This window comes from Synechococcus sp. BS55D (assembly GCF_004332415.1).
Taxonomy (GTDB): domain Bacteria; phylum Cyanobacteriota; class Cyanobacteriia; order PCC-6307; family Cyanobiaceae; genus Synechococcus_C.
This window is the reverse complement of the sequence record NZ_PHQT01000004.1, coordinates 203,958-220,663: the sequence shown is the minus strand read 5'-3', so window position 1 is coordinate 220,663 and position 16,706 is coordinate 203,958. Positions and strand designations below refer to the sequence as shown.

Here is a 16,706-nt window from a genome sequence, read left to right as displayed (position 1 = left end):
TAAGTTCTTTATGGTTTTTACTTGCCCCAAGCCTGAGCCCATCGCAGCAGTCAATACTTTCTTTCGTTTGCTTCCTGTCTGCTCAATGACCCTGCCTGTTCTGGCCACCAAACCTCTCACCAGCAACGCCAGGGTCAGCAACTTTCTGGCAGCCAGCGAAGAGACCTCTCGCCAGATTGGTCGGCAGGCCAGTCAGCTTGATGGAGCTGCCGCCGATGCCCTGATCGAGCAGGCCTATCGCCAGGTGTACTTCCACGCCTTCAAGCGCGACCGCGATGCGATGCTCGAGTCGCAGCTGCGCTCCGGCCAGATCAGCACCCGCGAGTTCGTGCGCCAGCTGCTGCGCTCGGAGAAATTCCGCAACGACTTCTACCGCTGCAATAGCAATTACCGCGTGGTGGAACAGGTGGTTGGCCGGGTGCTGGGCCGGCCGGTACACGGCCAGCAGGAACGCATCGCCTGGTCGATCGTGATCGCGGAGCAAGGGCTGCCGGCCTTCATCGATGCCCTGATCGATTCAACGGAATATCTGGAAACCTTCGGGGAAGACCTTGTGCCCTACCAACGCGCCCGGGTGCTGGCCGGCCAGTCGGTGGGCACAATCCCCTTCAACCAGCAAGCCCCCCGCTACGACGCCTACTGGCGTGACACCATGGCCGTTCGTGCTCCCGGGGTCGGCAGTGGCAGCTGGGCAGGCTGGCCGCGTCCGGCTTGGCTGGTCAACCAGCCCACCCCGGCTGTGCAGAACGCTTGGCGGTATTTTGTGGCGACTGGTGGCTTCGTGCTGACCGGACTCGTGCTCTGGATAGCCCTGGCGATGTTGAGTACGGGAGCTAAGGGCTAACCCGAGTCTCAGGTTTCCCGATGCGCAGCCGAGACCGCAGTACGCGCGGCTCCGATACTGCTGGTTTGACGTGACAGCGCAAGCAGGCCTGCCGGTGCCGCTGGCGCTCACAGGCATCAGCATTGCCTGACCCACCCGCCCTCAGGCCACCACTGCCTCGGTGCTGCCGCTGCGCTGGCGGCGGGTGAGGAACCCGAACAGCACCTTGCCGATGGCAGCAATCAGGTTGCCCTCCAGTTCCTGGAACATCGTCATGTTCAGGTGGAAGGCGTGGTTGGCCTCCGCCACGATCCGATCGGCCGTGGCCTGATCGATCGGCAGGGCGTCAAGGGTGGCGCGGTAGTTGGCCTTGAAGCCCTTTTCGTCGGGAATGGCGTCGAACGCGTAGAAGCGCAGGCCGTCGTGCTCGCCGAGGTTCATCGCCTTCTGGGCGATGGCCTTGAGGATCTGGCCGCCGGAGAGGTCGCCGATGTAGCGGGTGTAGTGGTGGCCCACCAGCAGTTCGGGCGACTCCTGGGCGATCTGATGAATGCGAGCGACATACTCCTGGGCGGCCGGGGTGGCCTTGACGCTGTTGCGCCAGCCTTCGCCGAAGTAAAAGGCCAGGTCCTGCTCCAGGCTCTCGCGCCGGTTCAGTTCAGGGAAGCCCACCGGGCCCACCACCGGATGGCCGGCGGCTCGCAGCTTGCCGATTTCCTGCTCCATCGCGTCATACACGAAGTAGAGGTCGGCCACCAGGATGCGGTAGCTGGCCTTGTCCACCACGCCCTTGAGAAAGCAGCTCACGAAGCCGGTGTTTTCGGCCATGGTGTGGGCTTTCTTGGTGCCTTCACGCAGCTGGGAGGCAAGGGCAATGGTCATGGTTGGCGATCAGGAGGTCAGTCGTGCCGGTAAAGCACGTCGTCAACTTAATGGGCGCAACAAGTACGGGCCTCTTTCTTTGCAAAGGATTGCCTGTCTTCACAGCGCGACCAGCCCCCCTTGATACTCACGACTCCCATGACAAGAACGTTCTCCGCAGAGTGTGACGTGTTTGCCAAGGTGGTCGTCCAGGCCGATGCCCGCGGCGAATTCATCAACGCCGGCCAGATCGATGCTCTGGCTGCCATGGTTGCTGACAGCAACAAGCGCATGGATGCTGTGAACCGCATCACCTCCAACGCTTCCGCCATCGTCACCAACGCTGCCCGCGAACTGTTCGCTCAGCAGCCCGCTCTGATCGCCCCCGGCGGCAACGCCTACACCCACCGCCGCATGGCTGCTTGCCTGCGCGACATGGAGATCATCCTCCGCTACGTCACCTACGCAGCCTTCACCGGCGACGCTTCCGTCCTGGAAGATCGTTGCCTCAACGGCCTGCGTGAGACCTACCTGGCCCTGGGCGTCCCCGGCGCTTCCGTGGCTGAAGGTGTCCGCAAGATGAAGGACGCTGCCATCTCCATCGCCAACGACAAGAACGGCATCACCGCTGGTGACTGCTCCGCTCTGATGTCCGAAATCGGCACCTACTTCGACCGCGCTGCCGCTGCTGTCGCCTGATCCGGCTTCGCCGATCAACACTCGGGTGATGACGTCTCAAGGCCCATCACCCAGTGATTTCTCATCAGAACACCTTCTTCTTTTCCAACAATGAAGACCCCCCTCACCGAAGCCGTCGCCGCCGCTGATTCCCAGGGCCGCTTCCTCTCCAACACCGAAATCAACGCTGCTTTCGGTCGTTTCGAGCGCGCCGCCAACGCTCTGGCTGCTGCCAAGGCGCTCACCGCCAACGCTGATTCCCTCGTGAACGGCGCTGCTCAGGCTGTGTACAACAAGTTCCCCTACACCACCCAGATGCAGGGCAACAACTACGCAGCTGACGCTCGCGGCAAGGAAAAGTGCGCCCGTGACATCGGCTACTACCTCCGCATGGTCACCTACTGCCTCGTGGCTGGTGGCACCGGTCCCATGGATGAGTACCTGATCGCCGGTCTCGATGAAATCAACCGCGCTTTCGAACTCTCCCCCTCCTGGTACGTCGAAGCCCTGAACTACATCAAGGCCAACCACGGCGTCTCTGGCGACGCTGGCGTCATCGCCAACAACTACATCGACTACGCCATCAACGCTCTCGTCTGATCGCGTTCTCGCTTCTTCTCAACGCCCCCTCCATCGAGGGGGCTTTTTTATTGCCTTCCACTCCACAAATCACTCAGTCATCAACGCGTCTGGCAGGATCGAGCCCAGTGAATACAGACCGGCCCATGCAGGAGCCCGGCCCCAGCCCCAACGACGGAGGCCCGAGCGCCGAAGGTGCGCCGATCAACGAAGCCGAAGCAATTGCGCGTCTGAAGCAGACCGACGATCCCTCTGCGCAGTACTACGCGGCGTGGTGGCTTGGCCGCATGCGCAGTGAGCACCCCGAGGCCGTGCCGTTGCTTTGTCAGGCCCTGCGCCAACGTCAGCCCCGCCAACCTGATGCTGGCGTTGAAGCCAATGCCGTCGCCCGCAATGCCGCCAGGGCCTTGGGCCTTCTGCGCGCCAAAGCGGCTGTGGCTGATCTGCTGGCCACCCTTGAAGATGACGACCATGGCTTGCGCGACGTTGCCGCCCGAGCCTTGGGAGACATCCAGGCTCCAGAAGCCGTGCCAGCTCTCTGCCGCCGGCTCAGTACCGGGCTGGAGGGGGCAGGAGCGCCAGAAGAGGGATCACCACGACTTCGCGAACCCTGCGAATCCTTGCTGGAGGCCCTCGGCGCCATTGGTGACAACACCCCTGAAGTGCTGAAGGTGATCACCCCCTTCACTGAGCATCCACGGCCTCTCATCCGCAGCGCTGCCTGTCGGGCCCTGCTGCAGCTCACGGGCTACAGCTGCTGGGCAACTCCCCTGGAAGAGCTGCTACGTCATCCTCAATTGCAGGTGCGGCGCGCAGCTCTGATGGACCTCGGGGCCGTGGGATGGCGGCCTGCCCTGCCGGCCATCGAAGCCACCCTTGCCGAGAACAGCCTGAAACTGATTGCTTTGCGTGGACTTGCTGAACATCCCAGGGAGCCGAATGACAGCGAGTCCCTCGATCGCGATGGGGATCCTCTCGTCATCGTGCTGAATGCCATGGACGCACTGCTCTGAAACCCTCCTTTGCCGTGAACGACTCCCCATCCCTGACCCTTGAGAGCGCCATCGCGCAACTGGAACAGGCCAGCAGCGCCGAAGACCTGATCGGAGCCACACGACACCTGGCAGCCCTCGCAGAACCAGGTGCCGCGGACTCATTGATGAGCGTGCTTGCCTTCAACAACCCAGGAGCAGCACTTGCGGCGGTCGATGGCTTGATTGCCATCGGCCCGGAAGCAGTCCCCGTGATTCTTGGCAATCTCGATGCCCGTAATTACGGAGCCAGAGCCTGGGCCGTGCGTGCCCTTGCCGGCCTGGCAGACGAACGGGGGCTCGACGTACTGGTGGACGCCCTTCTCCACGATGTGGGGCCGAGCGTGCGTCGAGCCGCGGCCCGTGGCCTGGGTGAGCTGGTGCTGAGTCAACAACCGGATCTGGCAGCAGCACAGCTCAACAGCTGCGTGGATGCACTGGAAGTGGGAAGTCGCGATGGAGAGTGGGTGGTGCGTTACGCCGTCGTCGTGGGTCTGGAACGACGGATGCAGACACCTGAGGGCAAGTCCGATCTCAGGGAGCGGATCACTCCGACCTTGGAACTCCTGGGCGATCCCCAGCGTGAGCCAACTCTCGTGGTGCGCCAGCGGGCTGAACTGTCAATGCAACGGCTGGACTGCGTGAATCACTGAATCAGGATTGGTGGCTCTCGTCCTGCCAGCCACCCCCTGGAACGCCGTTCTCAAGATGGTGGTGGGTTAGAGAAGCAACGCAACGGACCTCCCCTCACCATGGCCGAGCATCGTGTTCTGTTTGTTTGTCTCGGCAACATCTGCCGCTCACCGGCAGCGGAGGGGGTGTTTCTCCATCTCGTGAACCAACGCGATCTGGGCGACCGCTTTGTGGTGGATTCGGCCGGCACTGGCGGCTGGCATGTGGGGCAACCTGCCGACCAACGCATGCAGGCCGCCGCGAACCGAAGGGGCATCCATCTACCCAGCCGGGCACGCCAACTCGCCATGGGCGATCTCACAAGCTTTGATCTGATCCTGACCATGGATCAGGACAATCTGGATGCCGTGCAGAGCCTGAGCAGAGAAGCCGGGGGGCGATCTACGGCAACAATCCAGCCGATGCTCGGCTATGCCCGTCGTCATCAGACCAGGGACGTACCCGATCCTTACTACGGGGGTGAAGCTGGTTTCGAGCATGTGCTCGATCTTCTAGAGGATGCCTGCGAGGGGCTGCTCGAAACGCTGACCAACCCGGCGAAGCATCCAGAGTGATTCATCCCTGGCCGGCTGGGTTAGGCCAGGCCTCCTCGGCCACCCGGAACCGGAACAGATCCACGAGGGCTTCGATCACCTCGTCGATGCTCATGCCGTCGGTGATCAATTCCGTCGCGTCCACCGCCTGCACCAATGGCGCCACGTCACGGGTGCTGTCCATCCGATCCCGTTCAACGATCTGGGCTTCAAGCACTGCCAGATCGGGGACCGCATGGCCTCGGGCCTCCAGATCCTTGGCCCGACGGCGAGCCCGCTCCTCCGGTGTGGCCGTCAGGAAGACCTTCAGCTCGGCATCGGGGAACACAGCCGTGCCGATGTCACGCCCTTCCGCCACCAAGCCACCTTGCTCACCCAAGCGCTTTTGTTGTCGCGTCAGTAGCTCTCTCACACAGGCATGGGCAGCCACAAGCGAAACGGAAGCGGTCACCCGCGGGTCTCGAATCGCGTCGGTGACGTCTTCTCCATTCACCCGCACCGTCTGAATGCCATCACGCAGTGGCACCAGCTCAATCTCAAGATTGGTGAGAAGCTGCTCAACGGCATGGGCATCGGCCGGTTCAGCACCCTTTTGCTGCACCCACCAGGTGACGGCCCGATACATGGCGCCGGTATCGAGGTAGAGCAGACCCATACGCTCAGCAAAAGCACGGGTCACAGTGCTCTTGCCGGCACCGGCGGGGCCGTCGATGGCAACGATGGGCGAACGAGTCATCAAAAACACGTGATCGATCAGACGGGTCTGGCCGCAGCGAACAGCCGCAGCCAACAGGCGTAGGGCCTGATCGGGCCGAGCCGGCTGAAGGGAGATCGGATCCAGGACATCTACATACTCCACCGCCAGGCCGGTGGCGCCGAGGGCGCCTGACAGCTGAACTGGATCCACGGCGGTCCCCCGATCGCGAAGCTGCTGAGCACAGGCCTGAAGCAGAGCTGGAAACTGAGCAGCGAGGACCCGTTCTGAAGCCGTGAGATAAGCGTTACGAGAACTGCAAGCAAGCCCATCTGGATCGCGCACGGTTGCACAACCACTGATCCGCGTCGGCAAACCGAGATCGGCGATCAGATGGCGAAGAATCGTGAGCTGTTGCCAATCCTTCTCCCCCAGCACAAGCCAGTCGGGCCTGGTTAGGGCCAAAAGGCGACAGACCACGGTCGCGACACCATCGAAATGACCGGGGCGGTGGGCTCCGCACAATCGGTTCTGCAGCGATTCCGGCACCTGAAGACGGAAGGCCTCCTGCACACCCCCGGGATAAATCTGCCCATCATCAGGACACCAGAGGGCTGTGGCACCTGCTTCAGCTGCCAGCTGAAGATCAGCCTGGAGAGTCCTTGGATACTGAGCAAAGTCTTCACCCACTCCAAATTGCAGTGGGTTGACATAGATACTTACCAAAACCGAGCGAGGGCCGGATCCGAGCGTGCAGGCCCTCTGGATCAGCTGGGCATGCCCCTGATGCAGAGAGCCCATGGTCGGCACGAAGTGGACAGGCTCAGACCTGCCTGCACGCCATCGCTGCAGATCGCCACGAGTCCTGAGGACAGGGAGACTCAGCGCAGCACCTCAAGCTTGACCTTGGCCACGCCGCTAGCAATCAAACCCAGCTGATTGGCAGCTCCATGGGCGAGATCGATCACCCTTTGTCCATGAAATGGACCTCGATCGTTGATGCGCACCACGGCAGAACGACCATTCCAGAGGTTCGTAACGCGCACTTTCGTGCCGAAAGGAAGGGTCCGATGGGCTGCGGTCATCGTTCCCGGCCGAAACACTTCACCATTGGCGGTGCGATTGCCAAAGAATCCTGGGCCGTACCAGCTGGCTTCGCCAGTGCTTACAGAGACGACAGCTGGCGCTGGAGGGACAGGAGGCTGAGCCTTGACCGGTGCAGGAGATGGCTCGGAAGGCAGCTCTTGAGCAGCACTGGCGGGCTCCGATAACTCGTTCGAGACGGAAGCCTCTGAAGCCGTTCCATCCTGCAGGGGCTGATTCAGGGCCAGATCCAGGGCATCCCTCACAGGATCAGCCTCGAGATCACGGGCCAAGACCGGCAGAAGCGCTGCACTACCTGAAATCACTCCAGAGAGAAGCAGCAAGACGAAAGAAGAACGCATGCCAGGCGGCTGGCGCAATGTCGTGTCGACAAAGGGGAGAAGAACTCACCCAGTTACGCGAGCCTCTGCAAACAAAGAACGTCCAGAACGTAAGGAGAACCACCAGCTGGGCGACACCCCCTCCGCTAGGCCTTAAGAGCGACCAGCCCCAGAGACCCCGTGCCAAGACTCCTGCCCCTCACAGAGGAAAACGACCGCCCAAACCAAAACAACCGATGAGCCGAGCTTTTGGCTGGCATAAGCCTGGCTCATGCCCTAGGGGACAGTGAGTCGACCGCCCCCCGGAACGTCGAGGAGAGAGGATCGGAACAGATGGGCGGCGGGGACTGACCTCGCAGAAGCATTCATGGACTACAAAACCGCTGGCGTTGATGTGGAGGCCGGACGCGCCTTCGTCAATCGAATTCGCACAAGCGTGGAAGCCACGTTCCGCCCTGAAGTGATCGGTGGCCTTGGTGGCTTTGGTGGGGTGATGCGACTCCCGGCAGGGATGCGCTCGCCGCTCCTGGTGTCCGGGACTGACGGCGTGGGCACCAAGCTGGAACTGGCCCAGGACCACCATGGTCATCACAACGTGGGCATCGACCTGGTGGCGATGTGCGTCAACGACGTGATCACCTGTGGAGCCTCACCGCTGTTCTTCCTCGACTACATGGCCACTGGAGCCCTCACCCCAGACTGCATGGCCACCGTTGTTGAAGGCATCGCCGAGGGATGCCGCCTGAGTGGCTGCGCTCTGCTCGGAGGGGAAACCGCGGAGATGCCTGGCTTCTACCCTCCTGGCCGCTACGACCTTGCCGGCTTCTGCGTGGCTGTCGTCGAGGAGGACGCCATGATCAACGGCCAATCCATTGAAGTGGGAGATCGCATCGTCGGCGTGGCGAGCAGCGGTGTACACAGCAATGGCTTCAGCCTGGTGCGCAAGGTGCTGAGCCTCGTCCATGCGGATGCATCCACGTGCTTTGGCGAGCGCGAGCAACCACTCATCCAGGCGCTACTGGCGCCCACAACGCTCTACGGCTCGTTGGTGCAGGCGCTGCTCCAAGAGAGCATCCCTTTGCATGGCATGGCCCATATCACTGGCGGGGGGATTCCGGAGAACCTCCCGCGCTGCCTGCCCCACGGCACCAAAGCGGCCATTGATGCCAGCAGCTGGGAGCGCCCAGAGCTGTTCCGCTGGCTTCAACACCATGGTGAGATCCCGGAACGGGATCTCTGGCACACCTTCAACCTCGGGATCGGTTACTGCCTCATCCTTCCAGAGGCCGAAGCCGAGCGGGCGATTGCCATCAGCGCGGCCAAGGGGCTACAAGCCTGGACAATCGGCGAAATCGTCAGCAGCACTGACAGTGCGGATGTGCCGGTGGTTGGGCTGCCGGCTTAATGCTTCAGAATCCAACATCCTCTGTGCTCTAGAGCACAGATTTAATTTCGATCACTAGCCTTAACCCACGCTGGTTGCCTGAAGAGGCGATAGCAGAGACGACAAATCCTTATTTGTGATGCCTTTTGATAAGCCTCAACGCACGACCCGACGCCGGTCTTCGGCTGGCCCCGTGCCGCCCCGCCGCCCGCTGGGCCATGGACTGGAGCGAGGTGTCCCCCATCGGCAGGGTCCGCGTCCGACCTACCTGGCGCTGAAGGATCACGGCAAGGTCTTTGTGGCTGACATGCCCTACCTCTCAGACGGGCAGCTCTCCCACATCAGCAAGGAGGCAGAGGAAGTCCTCAGCAGCCTGGAGCGGCGCATCAGTGAACTCGAGAGCGACCTCTCCCTGGAAGCGAACGATCGCGACACTCTGATCAAGGCCTGCACCAAGAGAGACGTCACCCACCGCTTTCTAAAAGCGATCAAGGACGAACAGGAGCATCGCCAAAACAACCCCGCTGTGCGCAGTGCGGCTGGGGAGTCACTGCCTCGCACCTTCTTGGAAATCGCCAGGCATCGGCTGCCTGGCGCTACTTTCGATTCACTCCTGCAGGAAGCACTAGCCGCCTGCGAGCAATCCACTCGCAGCGAGGCCAATGAGCCCGCACCGGCGCCGACCGTCAGCAACGTCGTCCCCCTCCAGACGGCGGTGACCAGCCTGCCGGTGGTGGTCAGTCCTGATCCTGAAGAACCTGCTGATCAGGCGCTCTGAAAGGGGTTGGCAGGCATGCGCACCCGATTCGCCAAAGCGAGTTGATCCAACTCGATGCGCTCCTGGTCTGTTAAGGACCAGCTGAGGGCCTGAACCGTATCGGCAGCCTGAGCGGGGCGGCGCAATCCAGGCAGGGGCTTGGCCCCATGGGCCCGACACCAGTTGAGGGCCACCTGGGCCTGACTGGCTGCGCGGTTGGCTGCAATCTCAGCCAGTTTCCGACGCAGCGCGACACTTCCTGGTAGCAAGCGCCTGAACAGGCCGCGTCTCAGGACTGTGCTTGGTGGGATTTCGGCGTCAGGAGGCAAGGCCAAGACGCCCAAGGCCAACGGGCTATAGGCCAGAAGCTCAATGCCGAGCTCCCGACAGGTCGCGATGAGGCCATCAGCCTTGATCGGGTCAGGGGCCAGCAGCGACATCTGCACCTGCACACTGGTCAGCCGTATCGACCGGGAGGCAAGACGGGCCTGCAGTGCACGCAGACGGCACGGTCCGATGTTGGACACACCAAGCTCCCGTACGGCCTGGCGCTCCACCAGATCAGCAAGACCATCCAGAAGAGGGCCCTCCTGCCAAGGGGCATAGCGGGCCGTGCTCCAGTGCAACTGCACCCGATCCAGGTGTCCCTGCAGGCGCTCTCGGCTGGCCTGAAAGGGCTGTTCAAATCCTCGACGTCCCAATCGCCAGGGGAAGGGAGCCAGCTTGGTGGCCACAATGAGCCGGGAGAGCTCCTCCTTGGGAAGAGCCTCTAAAAACTGCCCTAACAACGATTCACTGCGACCGTTGAAGCGACCGGTGCCGTAGGAATCGGCCGTATCCACCAGGTCTAGGCCTCCGGCCAGCGCCAGGCGCAGGGTCGTGGCCAGCTCTGGGTCATCCCGGTCAGGCTGATATCCCCAGAGCAGTTGGTTCCCCCAAGACCAGGTCCCAAAACCGATTCCCGTCACACCACTCCCCACAACATCGCGCCATGATCGCTATCTGAAGATGTGTTCGGAGCATTGGCAATCGTCATGCCATTCAGTCCTCTCTCCGACTCCGTGTCTCGACAAGCGCCCAGACCAGCGGTTGCTGAACAGATCGAGCAGAAGGGCATGGACATGACCTCCAGCACTACGTCGGCGAGTCCAACAACCGTTCTCTGTGACCATTGCGGACGCACAGCTGAGAACGGCATTCGCTGCCTGGGCATGTGTGTGGCAGACAGTGACTATTAACCGCCTGCTGCTGACGAACGCCACAGGCCTGCTGTTGCTGGGGTTGGGACCTGCCTTTCCTGCAACTCCCAACCAACCGGCCCCGCCGGCCATCGGCAGGCTGCAAACCCTCAGCAAGAGCTGTGAGTACCGCCTGGAGGGTGGCCACCAGGGTCCCTGCGCCCTGGTGGAGTTGGTGCGAAAAGGGCCTGAATTGCTCTTTGTTCGATTCACAGGATCAGGTCCCGACAAAGGATCAAATCGACAGCTGAGCTTTGTCGCCATCACCAGCGCAGAAGCGATGCCTTTGCACTGCGAGAGCGGCGTCTGCAAGTTGCTGGCACAGCCTTGGCAAGGCGCGGTATCCAGCGCGGCTGAGAGCAGCAGCGACAGACTCGGTCTGGCAGAGGGAATTCCCAGGGCCTGGCCAGTCAGCGGACGCTGCAGCATCAAGAAGTCGATGCTGCGCTGTCAGGCTCAGCTACCGGAAGGTGGCTGGCTGAGTGCCTCCGCCGCCATTTGAGCTGCGCACCAGGCTTGTCAAAGCCCATCAGAGGAGATCTGACAGGATTCAGCGTGCAAGCTCCAAGAAGCTTGAGCCCCTGTCCCACGACCAACGCTGACCCATCCAAGGTGCTGAAGCCATCAAGCCAACGAATGGGCCGAATCGCGATCCAAAGGATCGTTGCAAAGGCGGCACCCAGATTCGAACTGGGGATAAAGGATTTGCAATCCTCTGCCTTACCACTTGGCCATGCCGCCGTGCAGGGAGCCGCGCTCCCATCTGCGGATCGTATCAGCGAGACCTCAGGCAGCTTGCTGGTGCTGAGCAACGGACATGGTGAAGATCTCATTGCCCTGCGGATTCTCGAGGCGCTGCATCGGCTCCGCCCAGGGGTGAAGCTGCGAGTCCTGCCCATGGTGGGTGTGGGACGCGCCTTTGATGCTGCAACAGAAGCTGGCTGGCTGCATCGGGTCGGACCCCGTGCAGCACTACCCAGCGGCGGTTTCAGCAATCAGAGCCTCCGGGGCCTGATCGCCGATCTGGGTGCCGGCCTGCCCCTGTTGAGCTGGCGCCAATGGCGCTGCCTGCGTCGAGAGCGCAAGCAGGTCAATGCAGTGGTAGCCGTTGGTGATCTGTTACCACTCCTGCTGGCCTGGGCGGCTGGCGGGCGCTTTGGCTTTATCGGCACCCCCAAAAGTGACTACACCTGGCGAAGTGGTCCTGGCCATGCCTTGAGCGATCACTATCACCGCCTCAAGGGCAGTGAATGGGATCCCTGGGAATGGCTACTGATGCGGAGTCGTCGCTGCAGCTTTGTTGCCATGCGCGACCGGATCACCGCGAGAGGCCTGAGACGCCGTGGCGTCCCAGCAGAAGCTCCGGGCAACCCAATGATGGATGCGCTGCATGCCACGGAGCCCCCCTCCGCGCTGGAGCGTTGCAGGCGACTGATGCTGCTCTGCGGCAGTCGGATGCCGGAAGCCCTCCAGAACGCCGAACGTCTGCTGCGCTCCTTGGAAGGATTCCCGAGCTCGGTCCCCCTGGCCCTTTTGATGACCACGGGCTCCCAACCGGATCAATCCCAACTGGCTCCCCTGCTGGAAACTCTCGGCTATCGGCCTTGCCCGCCCCCTGCTGCATCCCTGGAGGCGACGGCTTGCTGGGTGAAGGGCGTGCATCTGCTCCTGCTTGGCAGCGGTCGCTTCGACCGCTGGGCAGGCTGGGCGGAGGTGGGGCTAGCCACAGCGGGGACCGCCACGGAACAACTGGTTGGTTTGGGCATCCCTGCCCTCTCTCTCCCCGGTCCTGGTCCGCAGTTCACCCGCGGCTTCGCCAAGCGACAGAGCCGACTGCTGGGGGGGGCCGTCCTCCCCTGCCGCTCCCGATCCGAGCTCCAGGAACGCCTGAGCCTTCTGCTCAACGACCCCTCCCTGCGGACTGAACTGGGCCGCATCGGGCGCCAACGCATGGGGCGTCCCGGTGGAAGCACAGCGCTCGCCCGCAGGATCTTGGATCAGTTCATCGCGGATACTGAATGATCCTGCCCCGTCCACCATGGCCGCCATTCAGGACCGTGACTACTTAAGGCTCTGCGCCGAACTGGCCAGCTGCCTGAGCATTAGTCAGGCAGCTGCCCGGCGCCAGGTCGAGTACGCCGCAGCCCAGGAAGGAGTCAGAGATGTGGAAGCACGCAAACGCATCGCTTCACAACTACTCGACGAGGCACAGATGTCCAGGGCCTCACAGGGCGAGGATGCAAACCCCGGACTCGATGCTCTGCTGGCGGCCAGCCCAGGGGACGAACATTTCATGCTGGAAGACTGAGGTTCAGTGCTCAAAGGTCTGCGTGAAACGCAGACGATCTAGTTCCGACATCACCGGAATGCACTGGAAGCAACGCTGAGCAAGCTCCCAACGGCCCTCTCGTCTCAGCATCTCCTCGAGTCGCTCCCGGGCTGGCAGCAGGAAGCGGGCATCATTCGCGGCATAGGCCAGCTGCGTGTCACTGAGCTGATCGACCCTGCCCCAGTCACTGCTTTGCGCCTGCTTATCGAGCTCGACCCCCACCAACTCCAGCACCACCTCCTTGAGACCATGCCTTGGGCTGTAGGTGCGCGCCAGACGACTGGCGACCTTGGTGCAGAAGATCGGATTCACCGCGATGGCCAAACCGCTGGCGAGGGCGGCCACATCGAATCGGGCGAAGTGGAACACCTTCTCCACGGTGCTGGATTCCATCAGGGCCTTTAAGCGAGGCGCCTCCGTCTGACCAAGGGCAATGCGAATGCAACAGACGTTGTCGTCAGCATCACAAAGCTGCACCAGACAGAGCCGGTCGCGGCCATGGATGAGCCCCATGGCCTCGGTGTCCACCGCCAGCCTTGATGCCGCTGCGTAGCGCTCGAACCAGACGGAATCGAGATCGCCATCAAACACCGAGAAGTCCTTGGGGGGAGAAGCGAGTTCAGCCATGAGCCAACCAGAGACCGTGAGACGAGACATCCCACCACTTTGATCACGAGCGGAAAACACTTTCCGCTCCAGACTTGAAAAACAGAATGAGACCGAGTTAGACACAAATGAGACTTAACGACCGACGTGCAGACCCGCCGCAAGCTCACCCGCGCCTGCCTGGCCGATATCGAGCGTTACTTCCGTCAGCCGCCACCGCGTTTTCTGGATCTGGAACTCGCCGTGTGCTGGGTACTCGACTGCCTTCTGCAGAACGACAGCTACCCCTCAGGGCTGCTGCATCGACTGGAGCATGACCATCCCGAGCTGCGCTTGTCGGAAACCGTCCTGCATCAGGCCCTGAGCTTTCTGGATGACCAGGGCATGCTCGACCACTACAGCAAGCGCTGTCCAAGCCGCGGACGCCCCCGCAGCATGCTTCACCTCAACAGCGAGGCGCGTGAATCAGCCGAGCGGCTGATGGGTCCTTGGCAGCGCTGGCTGATGGACCATCTCTGCCAACCCCAGCTGCCGGCGGCGACCTAGAACGGATGGGCAGCTGCGACAGAACGGCGTCGGATGCCCTCCTTTCAGACCTCGACACTGCTGCTGACCCTCCTGCTGGCCATCGGCCTGGTGTTTTTCCTCAGGGCAGCCAGCAAAGACCGCACCACAGTTGTGGACGTGCAGTCACCCCGTCCTGCCCTCGAGGTGCTGGACGGGGTGAGCACATGGCTGGAGCGACGAGGCTGGAGCCAGAAGAGTGGCGATGCCGAGCGACAGGTGCTGCGCTTTGAGGCGACCGTGGAGGCCAGCACACCATTGGCATTGCTGCTTTCGACGCTTGGTGCCATCGGAGCAGGCTGCCTAGGCCTTGTGCTCAGGGAACTGAGCCCGATGCTGGGCTGGTGGCCCCTAGGACTGGCCCTGCTTGGTCCACTGGCGGGCCTTGTTTATCAGCGCAGAGCTCGCCGCCCCGAATCCCTCGAGATCCGCTTGATGCGAGGCGATGCGGATGGCGGCAGCACCTTACGGCTGCGCGCCCACCGGGATGAGCTGATCGCCCTCGAACTGGCCCTGGCAGGGCCGCTGGATCTTGCCAGCGACGGCTCTCTGCTCTCCTCTCCCATTTGAGGAACAAGGCCATGCTGCGCTCCCTCACCCTGGTGGGCTTGACATCAGCCTTCACGATGCTGGGCTTGGCGACCGCGGCAGATGCGCCTCTGCCGCCAGGGGTGGACCCTTTGACAGGCCCTGAAGTCAGCCTTGAGGCCCAATGGCAGGGACGAGCTGGCGTCGAGCCCCGGATGCCGATTCTCGTGCTCGCAGGCCATGCCGATTCCCAGGGGATCGAGGGTTCTGGCACCGCCGGAGCCGCTGTTGATCTCCACAGGGCCGAGCCGATGGATGGCCGGATGCGTGACGAGCTGTACTGGAACCTTGCGGTCCGCGATGCGGTTGTCGCCCTGGGACGCCAGCGAGGTCTGAACATCCGTGCTTACTCGCCAGCGAGTTTGACGATCCACGACGAGGACGATCCGCGGACCAACTGGTCGGCAGGTCGCCGCCACAGTGCTGCAGGCGGCTATGCGCTCGAAATTCACTTCGACGCCTATGGACCCGATGGCTTCGGATCGGGCCTGATTCCCGCCCTGAATCGCCCACTGAATCGGTTCGACGAAAGTCTTGCCATCGCCTTCGGCCGCTATCCCAAACGATTCCGCGGGGGCTTAGGAGCACCGCGTCGAGGGATCAGCATTCTTGAAATCGGCAAATTAGAGGGAGCTCTTGAGGCAGGGCTTCGCTCTCCTGAAGGGCGACAGGCGAGCCTGAGCACCATCGCCCGCCGAATCACCGAAGCCCTGGTCCTCGCACTTCCGCAGTCGCCCCCCGAGGCCCCGCTCAGTTCACGGCCTGATGGGGCTGACAGCGCGCCTCGAGGGATGGATCGTCAAACCAGTTCTGAGGACGCGTGAACAGATCCGTCAGCAACGCTTCCCTTGAACCCTCGGGTGCGCTGTAGCCATACTCCCAGCGAGCAAGAGGCGGCAGTGACATCAGGATCGATTCTGTGCGGCCATTGGTCTGAAGGCCAAAAATGGTTCCTCGGTCCCACACCAGGTTGAACTCGACATAGCGACCCCGTCGGTAGAGCTGGAACTGACGCTCCCGATCGCCATAGGGAAGATTGTTGCGTCGCTCGACAATCGGGCTGTAAGCCGGCAGGAAGGCCTGACCACAGGCGCGGGCCAGATCATGCAGCTGCTCCCAGCCGAGAGGAACGGAACCAATTGCTGTGGCGGCATGGGCCGCAGGACCCTCTGGATCCTGGCCCTTATAGAGCTGACCATTGCCGTCTTGGTAGTCGTAGAAGATCCCGCCGATGCCCCGGGTCTCTCCACGGTGCTTGAGGAAAAAGTACTCATCACACCAGGGTTTGAACACGTTGTAGAGCTCAGGGCTGACCGAGTCGCAAGCCTGTTTGTGCTGACGATGAAAGTGCCGGGCATCCTCCAGGAATGGATAGAAAGGTGTCAGGTCAGCGCCACCACCGAACCACCAGACCGGGCCGGCCTCGAAATAGCGGTAGTTGAGGTGCACCGTCGGCACATAGGGATTTCGTGGGTGAAGCACCATTGACGTGCCGGTGGCAAACCATGGATGCCCCTTCGCCTCAGGACGCTGGCGCAGGATCGAGGGTGGAAGCTCCAGACCATGGACCTCCGAAAAATTCACCCCGCCCTGCTCAAAGATGCGGCCCTCACGCATCACACGCGAACGCCCGCCGCCACCCTCCGGTCGATCCCAGCTCTCCTCCTGAAAGCGGCCAAGGCCATCGAGGCGCTCTAGGCCCGCACAGATCTCGTCCTGCAGCCCCATCACCAGAGCCCTGGCACGATCCCTGGAGTCGGCGGGCGGGCGCTGAAGAGCCCTGTTCGCAGGCTTAGAGGCCGCGGCATCCGAGGAGATGGACGCTTGTCCAGTCTCGGAGGATCCGCCCCTGAGGCGACGCAGCAGTGAACGAACCATGGGTGGCATCCCGCAGGAACTGGCTTGAACCATTTCAGCCTGCGGG

At 62.3% G+C, this 16,706-nt stretch carries 21 protein-coding genes and 1 tRNA gene; 15 read left to right on the top strand and 7 right to left on the bottom strand.

From position 1 onward, the window contains the following. The first annotated feature begins 85 nt into the window (after nucleotides 1-85). Nucleotides 86-844, top strand: coding sequence for a phycobilisome rod-core linker polypeptide (locus CWE16_RS10475; protein ID WP_131456973.1), 759 nt, complete (start codon nucleotides 86-88; stop codon nucleotides 842-844). Between the two features lie 141 nt (nucleotides 845-985). Here CWE16_RS10475 and CWE16_RS10470 read toward each other — a convergent pair whose 3' ends face one another. Beyond that, nucleotides 986-1,705 (bottom strand): biliverdin-producing heme oxygenase, encoded by a 720-nt coding sequence (locus tag CWE16_RS10470; RefSeq protein ID WP_131456971.1) that lies wholly within the window; start codon nucleotides 1,703-1,705, stop codon nucleotides 986-988. A gap of 138 nt (nucleotides 1,706-1,843) precedes the next feature. On the opposite strand from CWE16_RS10470, the gene CWE16_RS10465 reads away from it, so the two are divergent. From CWE16_RS10465 to CWE16_RS10445, 5 genes are all read left to right on the top strand, one after another. Then, the gene (locus CWE16_RS10465; protein ID WP_131595243.1) at nucleotides 1,844-2,383 is read left to right on the top strand and encodes a phycocyanin subunit beta; all 540 of its coding nucleotides are present in this window, start codon (nucleotides 1,844-1,846) and stop codon (nucleotides 2,381-2,383) included. A 90-nt stretch (nucleotides 2,384-2,473) separates the two neighbouring features. After that, on the top strand, nucleotides 2,474-2,962 hold the full coding sequence (gene cpcA / locus CWE16_RS10460; RefSeq protein ID WP_007100568.1) for a phycocyanin subunit alpha: 489 nt from the start codon (nucleotides 2,474-2,476) through the stop codon (nucleotides 2,960-2,962). Between the two features lie 125 nt (nucleotides 2,963-3,087). Then, entirely contained in the window at nucleotides 3,088-3,954 is an 867-nt protein-coding gene (locus CWE16_RS10455; protein WP_131456967.1) for a HEAT repeat domain-containing protein, read from the top strand. Between the two features lie 14 nt (nucleotides 3,955-3,968). After that, entirely contained in the window at nucleotides 3,969-4,625 is a 657-nt protein-coding gene (locus tag CWE16_RS10450) for a HEAT repeat domain-containing protein (RefSeq protein ID WP_131595241.1), read from the top strand. A gap of 99 nt (nucleotides 4,626-4,724) precedes the next feature. Continuing rightward, entirely contained in the window at nucleotides 4,725-5,219 is a 495-nt protein-coding gene (locus CWE16_RS10445; protein ID WP_131595239.1) for a low molecular weight protein-tyrosine-phosphatase, read from the top strand. 1 nt (nucleotide 5,220) lies between these two features. On the opposite strand, the gene CWE16_RS10440 is transcribed toward CWE16_RS10445, so the two are convergent. Then, on the bottom strand, nucleotides 5,221-6,744 hold the full coding sequence (locus tag CWE16_RS10440; protein WP_236629702.1) for a bifunctional pantoate--beta-alanine ligase/(d)CMP kinase: 1,524 nt from the start codon (nucleotides 6,742-6,744) through the stop codon (nucleotides 5,221-5,223). A gap of 29 nt (nucleotides 6,745-6,773) precedes the next feature. Continuing rightward, nucleotides 6,774-7,337, bottom strand: a complete 564-nt coding sequence (locus CWE16_RS10435; protein WP_131595235.1) for a septal ring lytic transglycosylase RlpA family protein — start codon at nucleotides 7,335-7,337, stop codon at nucleotides 6,774-6,776. A gap of 346 nt (nucleotides 7,338-7,683) precedes the next feature. On the opposite strand from CWE16_RS10435, the gene purM reads away from it, so the two are divergent. Both purM and CWE16_RS10425 read left to right on the top strand, forming a co-directional pair. Then, nucleotides 7,684-8,721, top strand: coding sequence for a phosphoribosylformylglycinamidine cyclo-ligase (gene purM / locus CWE16_RS10430; protein WP_131595232.1), 1,038 nt, complete (start codon nucleotides 7,684-7,686; stop codon nucleotides 8,719-8,721). Between the two features lie 118 nt (nucleotides 8,722-8,839). Then, nucleotides 8,840-9,478, top strand: a complete 639-nt coding sequence (locus CWE16_RS10425) for a histidine phosphotransferase (RefSeq protein ID WP_131595230.1) — start codon at nucleotides 8,840-8,842, stop codon at nucleotides 9,476-9,478. Here CWE16_RS10425 and CWE16_RS10420 read toward each other — a convergent pair. Further along, nucleotides 9,466-10,425: an aldo/keto reductase gene (locus tag CWE16_RS10420; protein ID WP_131595228.1), complete on the bottom strand. Its 960-nt coding sequence runs from the start codon at nucleotides 10,423-10,425 to the stop codon at nucleotides 9,466-9,468. The genes CWE16_RS10425 and CWE16_RS10420 overlap by 13 nt on opposite strands. 66 nt (nucleotides 10,426-10,491) lie before the next feature. Here CWE16_RS10420 and CWE16_RS10415 point away from each other — a divergent pair, with 66 nt between their 5' ends. Next, entirely contained in the window at nucleotides 10,492-10,695 is a 204-nt protein-coding gene (locus tag CWE16_RS10415) for a hypothetical protein (RefSeq protein ID WP_131595226.1), read from the top strand. After that, nucleotides 10,673-11,197 carry a hypothetical protein gene (locus CWE16_RS10410; RefSeq protein ID WP_161567584.1) on the top strand — a complete coding sequence of 175 codons (525 nt, stop codon included), beginning with the start codon at nucleotides 10,673-10,675 and terminating at the stop codon, nucleotides 11,195-11,197. The genes CWE16_RS10415 and CWE16_RS10410 overlap by 23 nt, the downstream gene beginning before the upstream one ends. A 168-nt stretch (nucleotides 11,198-11,365) precedes the next feature. Here the strand turns inward: CWE16_RS10410 and CWE16_RS10405 are convergent. Next, a tRNA-Cys gene (locus tag CWE16_RS10405) sits at nucleotides 11,366-11,436 on the bottom strand. A 54-nt stretch (nucleotides 11,437-11,490) separates the two neighbouring features. Between CWE16_RS10405 and CWE16_RS10400 the strand changes: the two genes are divergently transcribed. Then, complete coding sequence (locus CWE16_RS10400; RefSeq protein ID WP_131595334.1) at nucleotides 11,491-12,717, top strand: lipid-A-disaccharide synthase-related protein; 1,227 nt, start codon at nucleotides 11,491-11,493, stop codon at nucleotides 12,715-12,717. A gap of 16 nt (nucleotides 12,718-12,733) precedes the next feature. Further along, nucleotides 12,734-13,003: a hypothetical protein gene (locus CWE16_RS10395; protein WP_131595222.1), complete on the top strand. Its 270-nt coding sequence runs from the start codon at nucleotides 12,734-12,736 to the stop codon at nucleotides 13,001-13,003. A gap of 3 nt (nucleotides 13,004-13,006) precedes the next feature. Here CWE16_RS10395 and CWE16_RS10390 read toward each other — a convergent pair whose 3' ends face one another. Continuing rightward, the gene (locus CWE16_RS10390) at nucleotides 13,007-13,651 is read right to left on the bottom strand and encodes a ribonuclease D (RefSeq protein WP_131457117.1); all 645 of its coding nucleotides are present in this window, start codon (nucleotides 13,649-13,651) and stop codon (nucleotides 13,007-13,009) included. A 126-nt stretch (nucleotides 13,652-13,777) separates the two neighbouring features. Between CWE16_RS10390 and CWE16_RS10385 the strand changes: the two genes are divergently transcribed. The 3 genes from CWE16_RS10385 to CWE16_RS10375 are packed head-to-tail and all read left to right on the top strand — an operon-like array spanning nucleotide 13,778 to nucleotide 15,606. After that, nucleotides 13,778-14,176, top strand: a complete 399-nt coding sequence (locus CWE16_RS10385; RefSeq protein WP_131595220.1) for a helix-turn-helix transcriptional regulator — start codon at nucleotides 13,778-13,780, stop codon at nucleotides 14,174-14,176. Between the two features lie 33 nt (nucleotides 14,177-14,209). Then, complete coding sequence (locus tag CWE16_RS10380; protein ID WP_131595218.1) at nucleotides 14,210-14,764, top strand: cofactor assembly of complex C subunit B; 555 nt, start codon at nucleotides 14,210-14,212, stop codon at nucleotides 14,762-14,764. Nucleotides 14,765-14,775: 11 nt separating this feature from the next. Then, on the top strand, nucleotides 14,776-15,606 hold the full coding sequence (locus CWE16_RS10375) for an N-acetylmuramoyl-L-alanine amidase (RefSeq protein ID WP_131456944.1): 831 nt from the start codon (nucleotides 14,776-14,778) through the stop codon (nucleotides 15,604-15,606). Here the strand turns inward: CWE16_RS10375 and hemF are convergent. Continuing rightward, complete coding sequence (gene hemF / locus CWE16_RS10370) at nucleotides 15,533-16,660, bottom strand: oxygen-dependent coproporphyrinogen oxidase (protein WP_131595216.1); 1,128 nt, start codon at nucleotides 16,658-16,660, stop codon at nucleotides 15,533-15,535. The genes CWE16_RS10375 and hemF overlap by 74 nt on opposite strands. Nucleotides 16,661-16,706 lie beyond the last annotated feature (46 nt).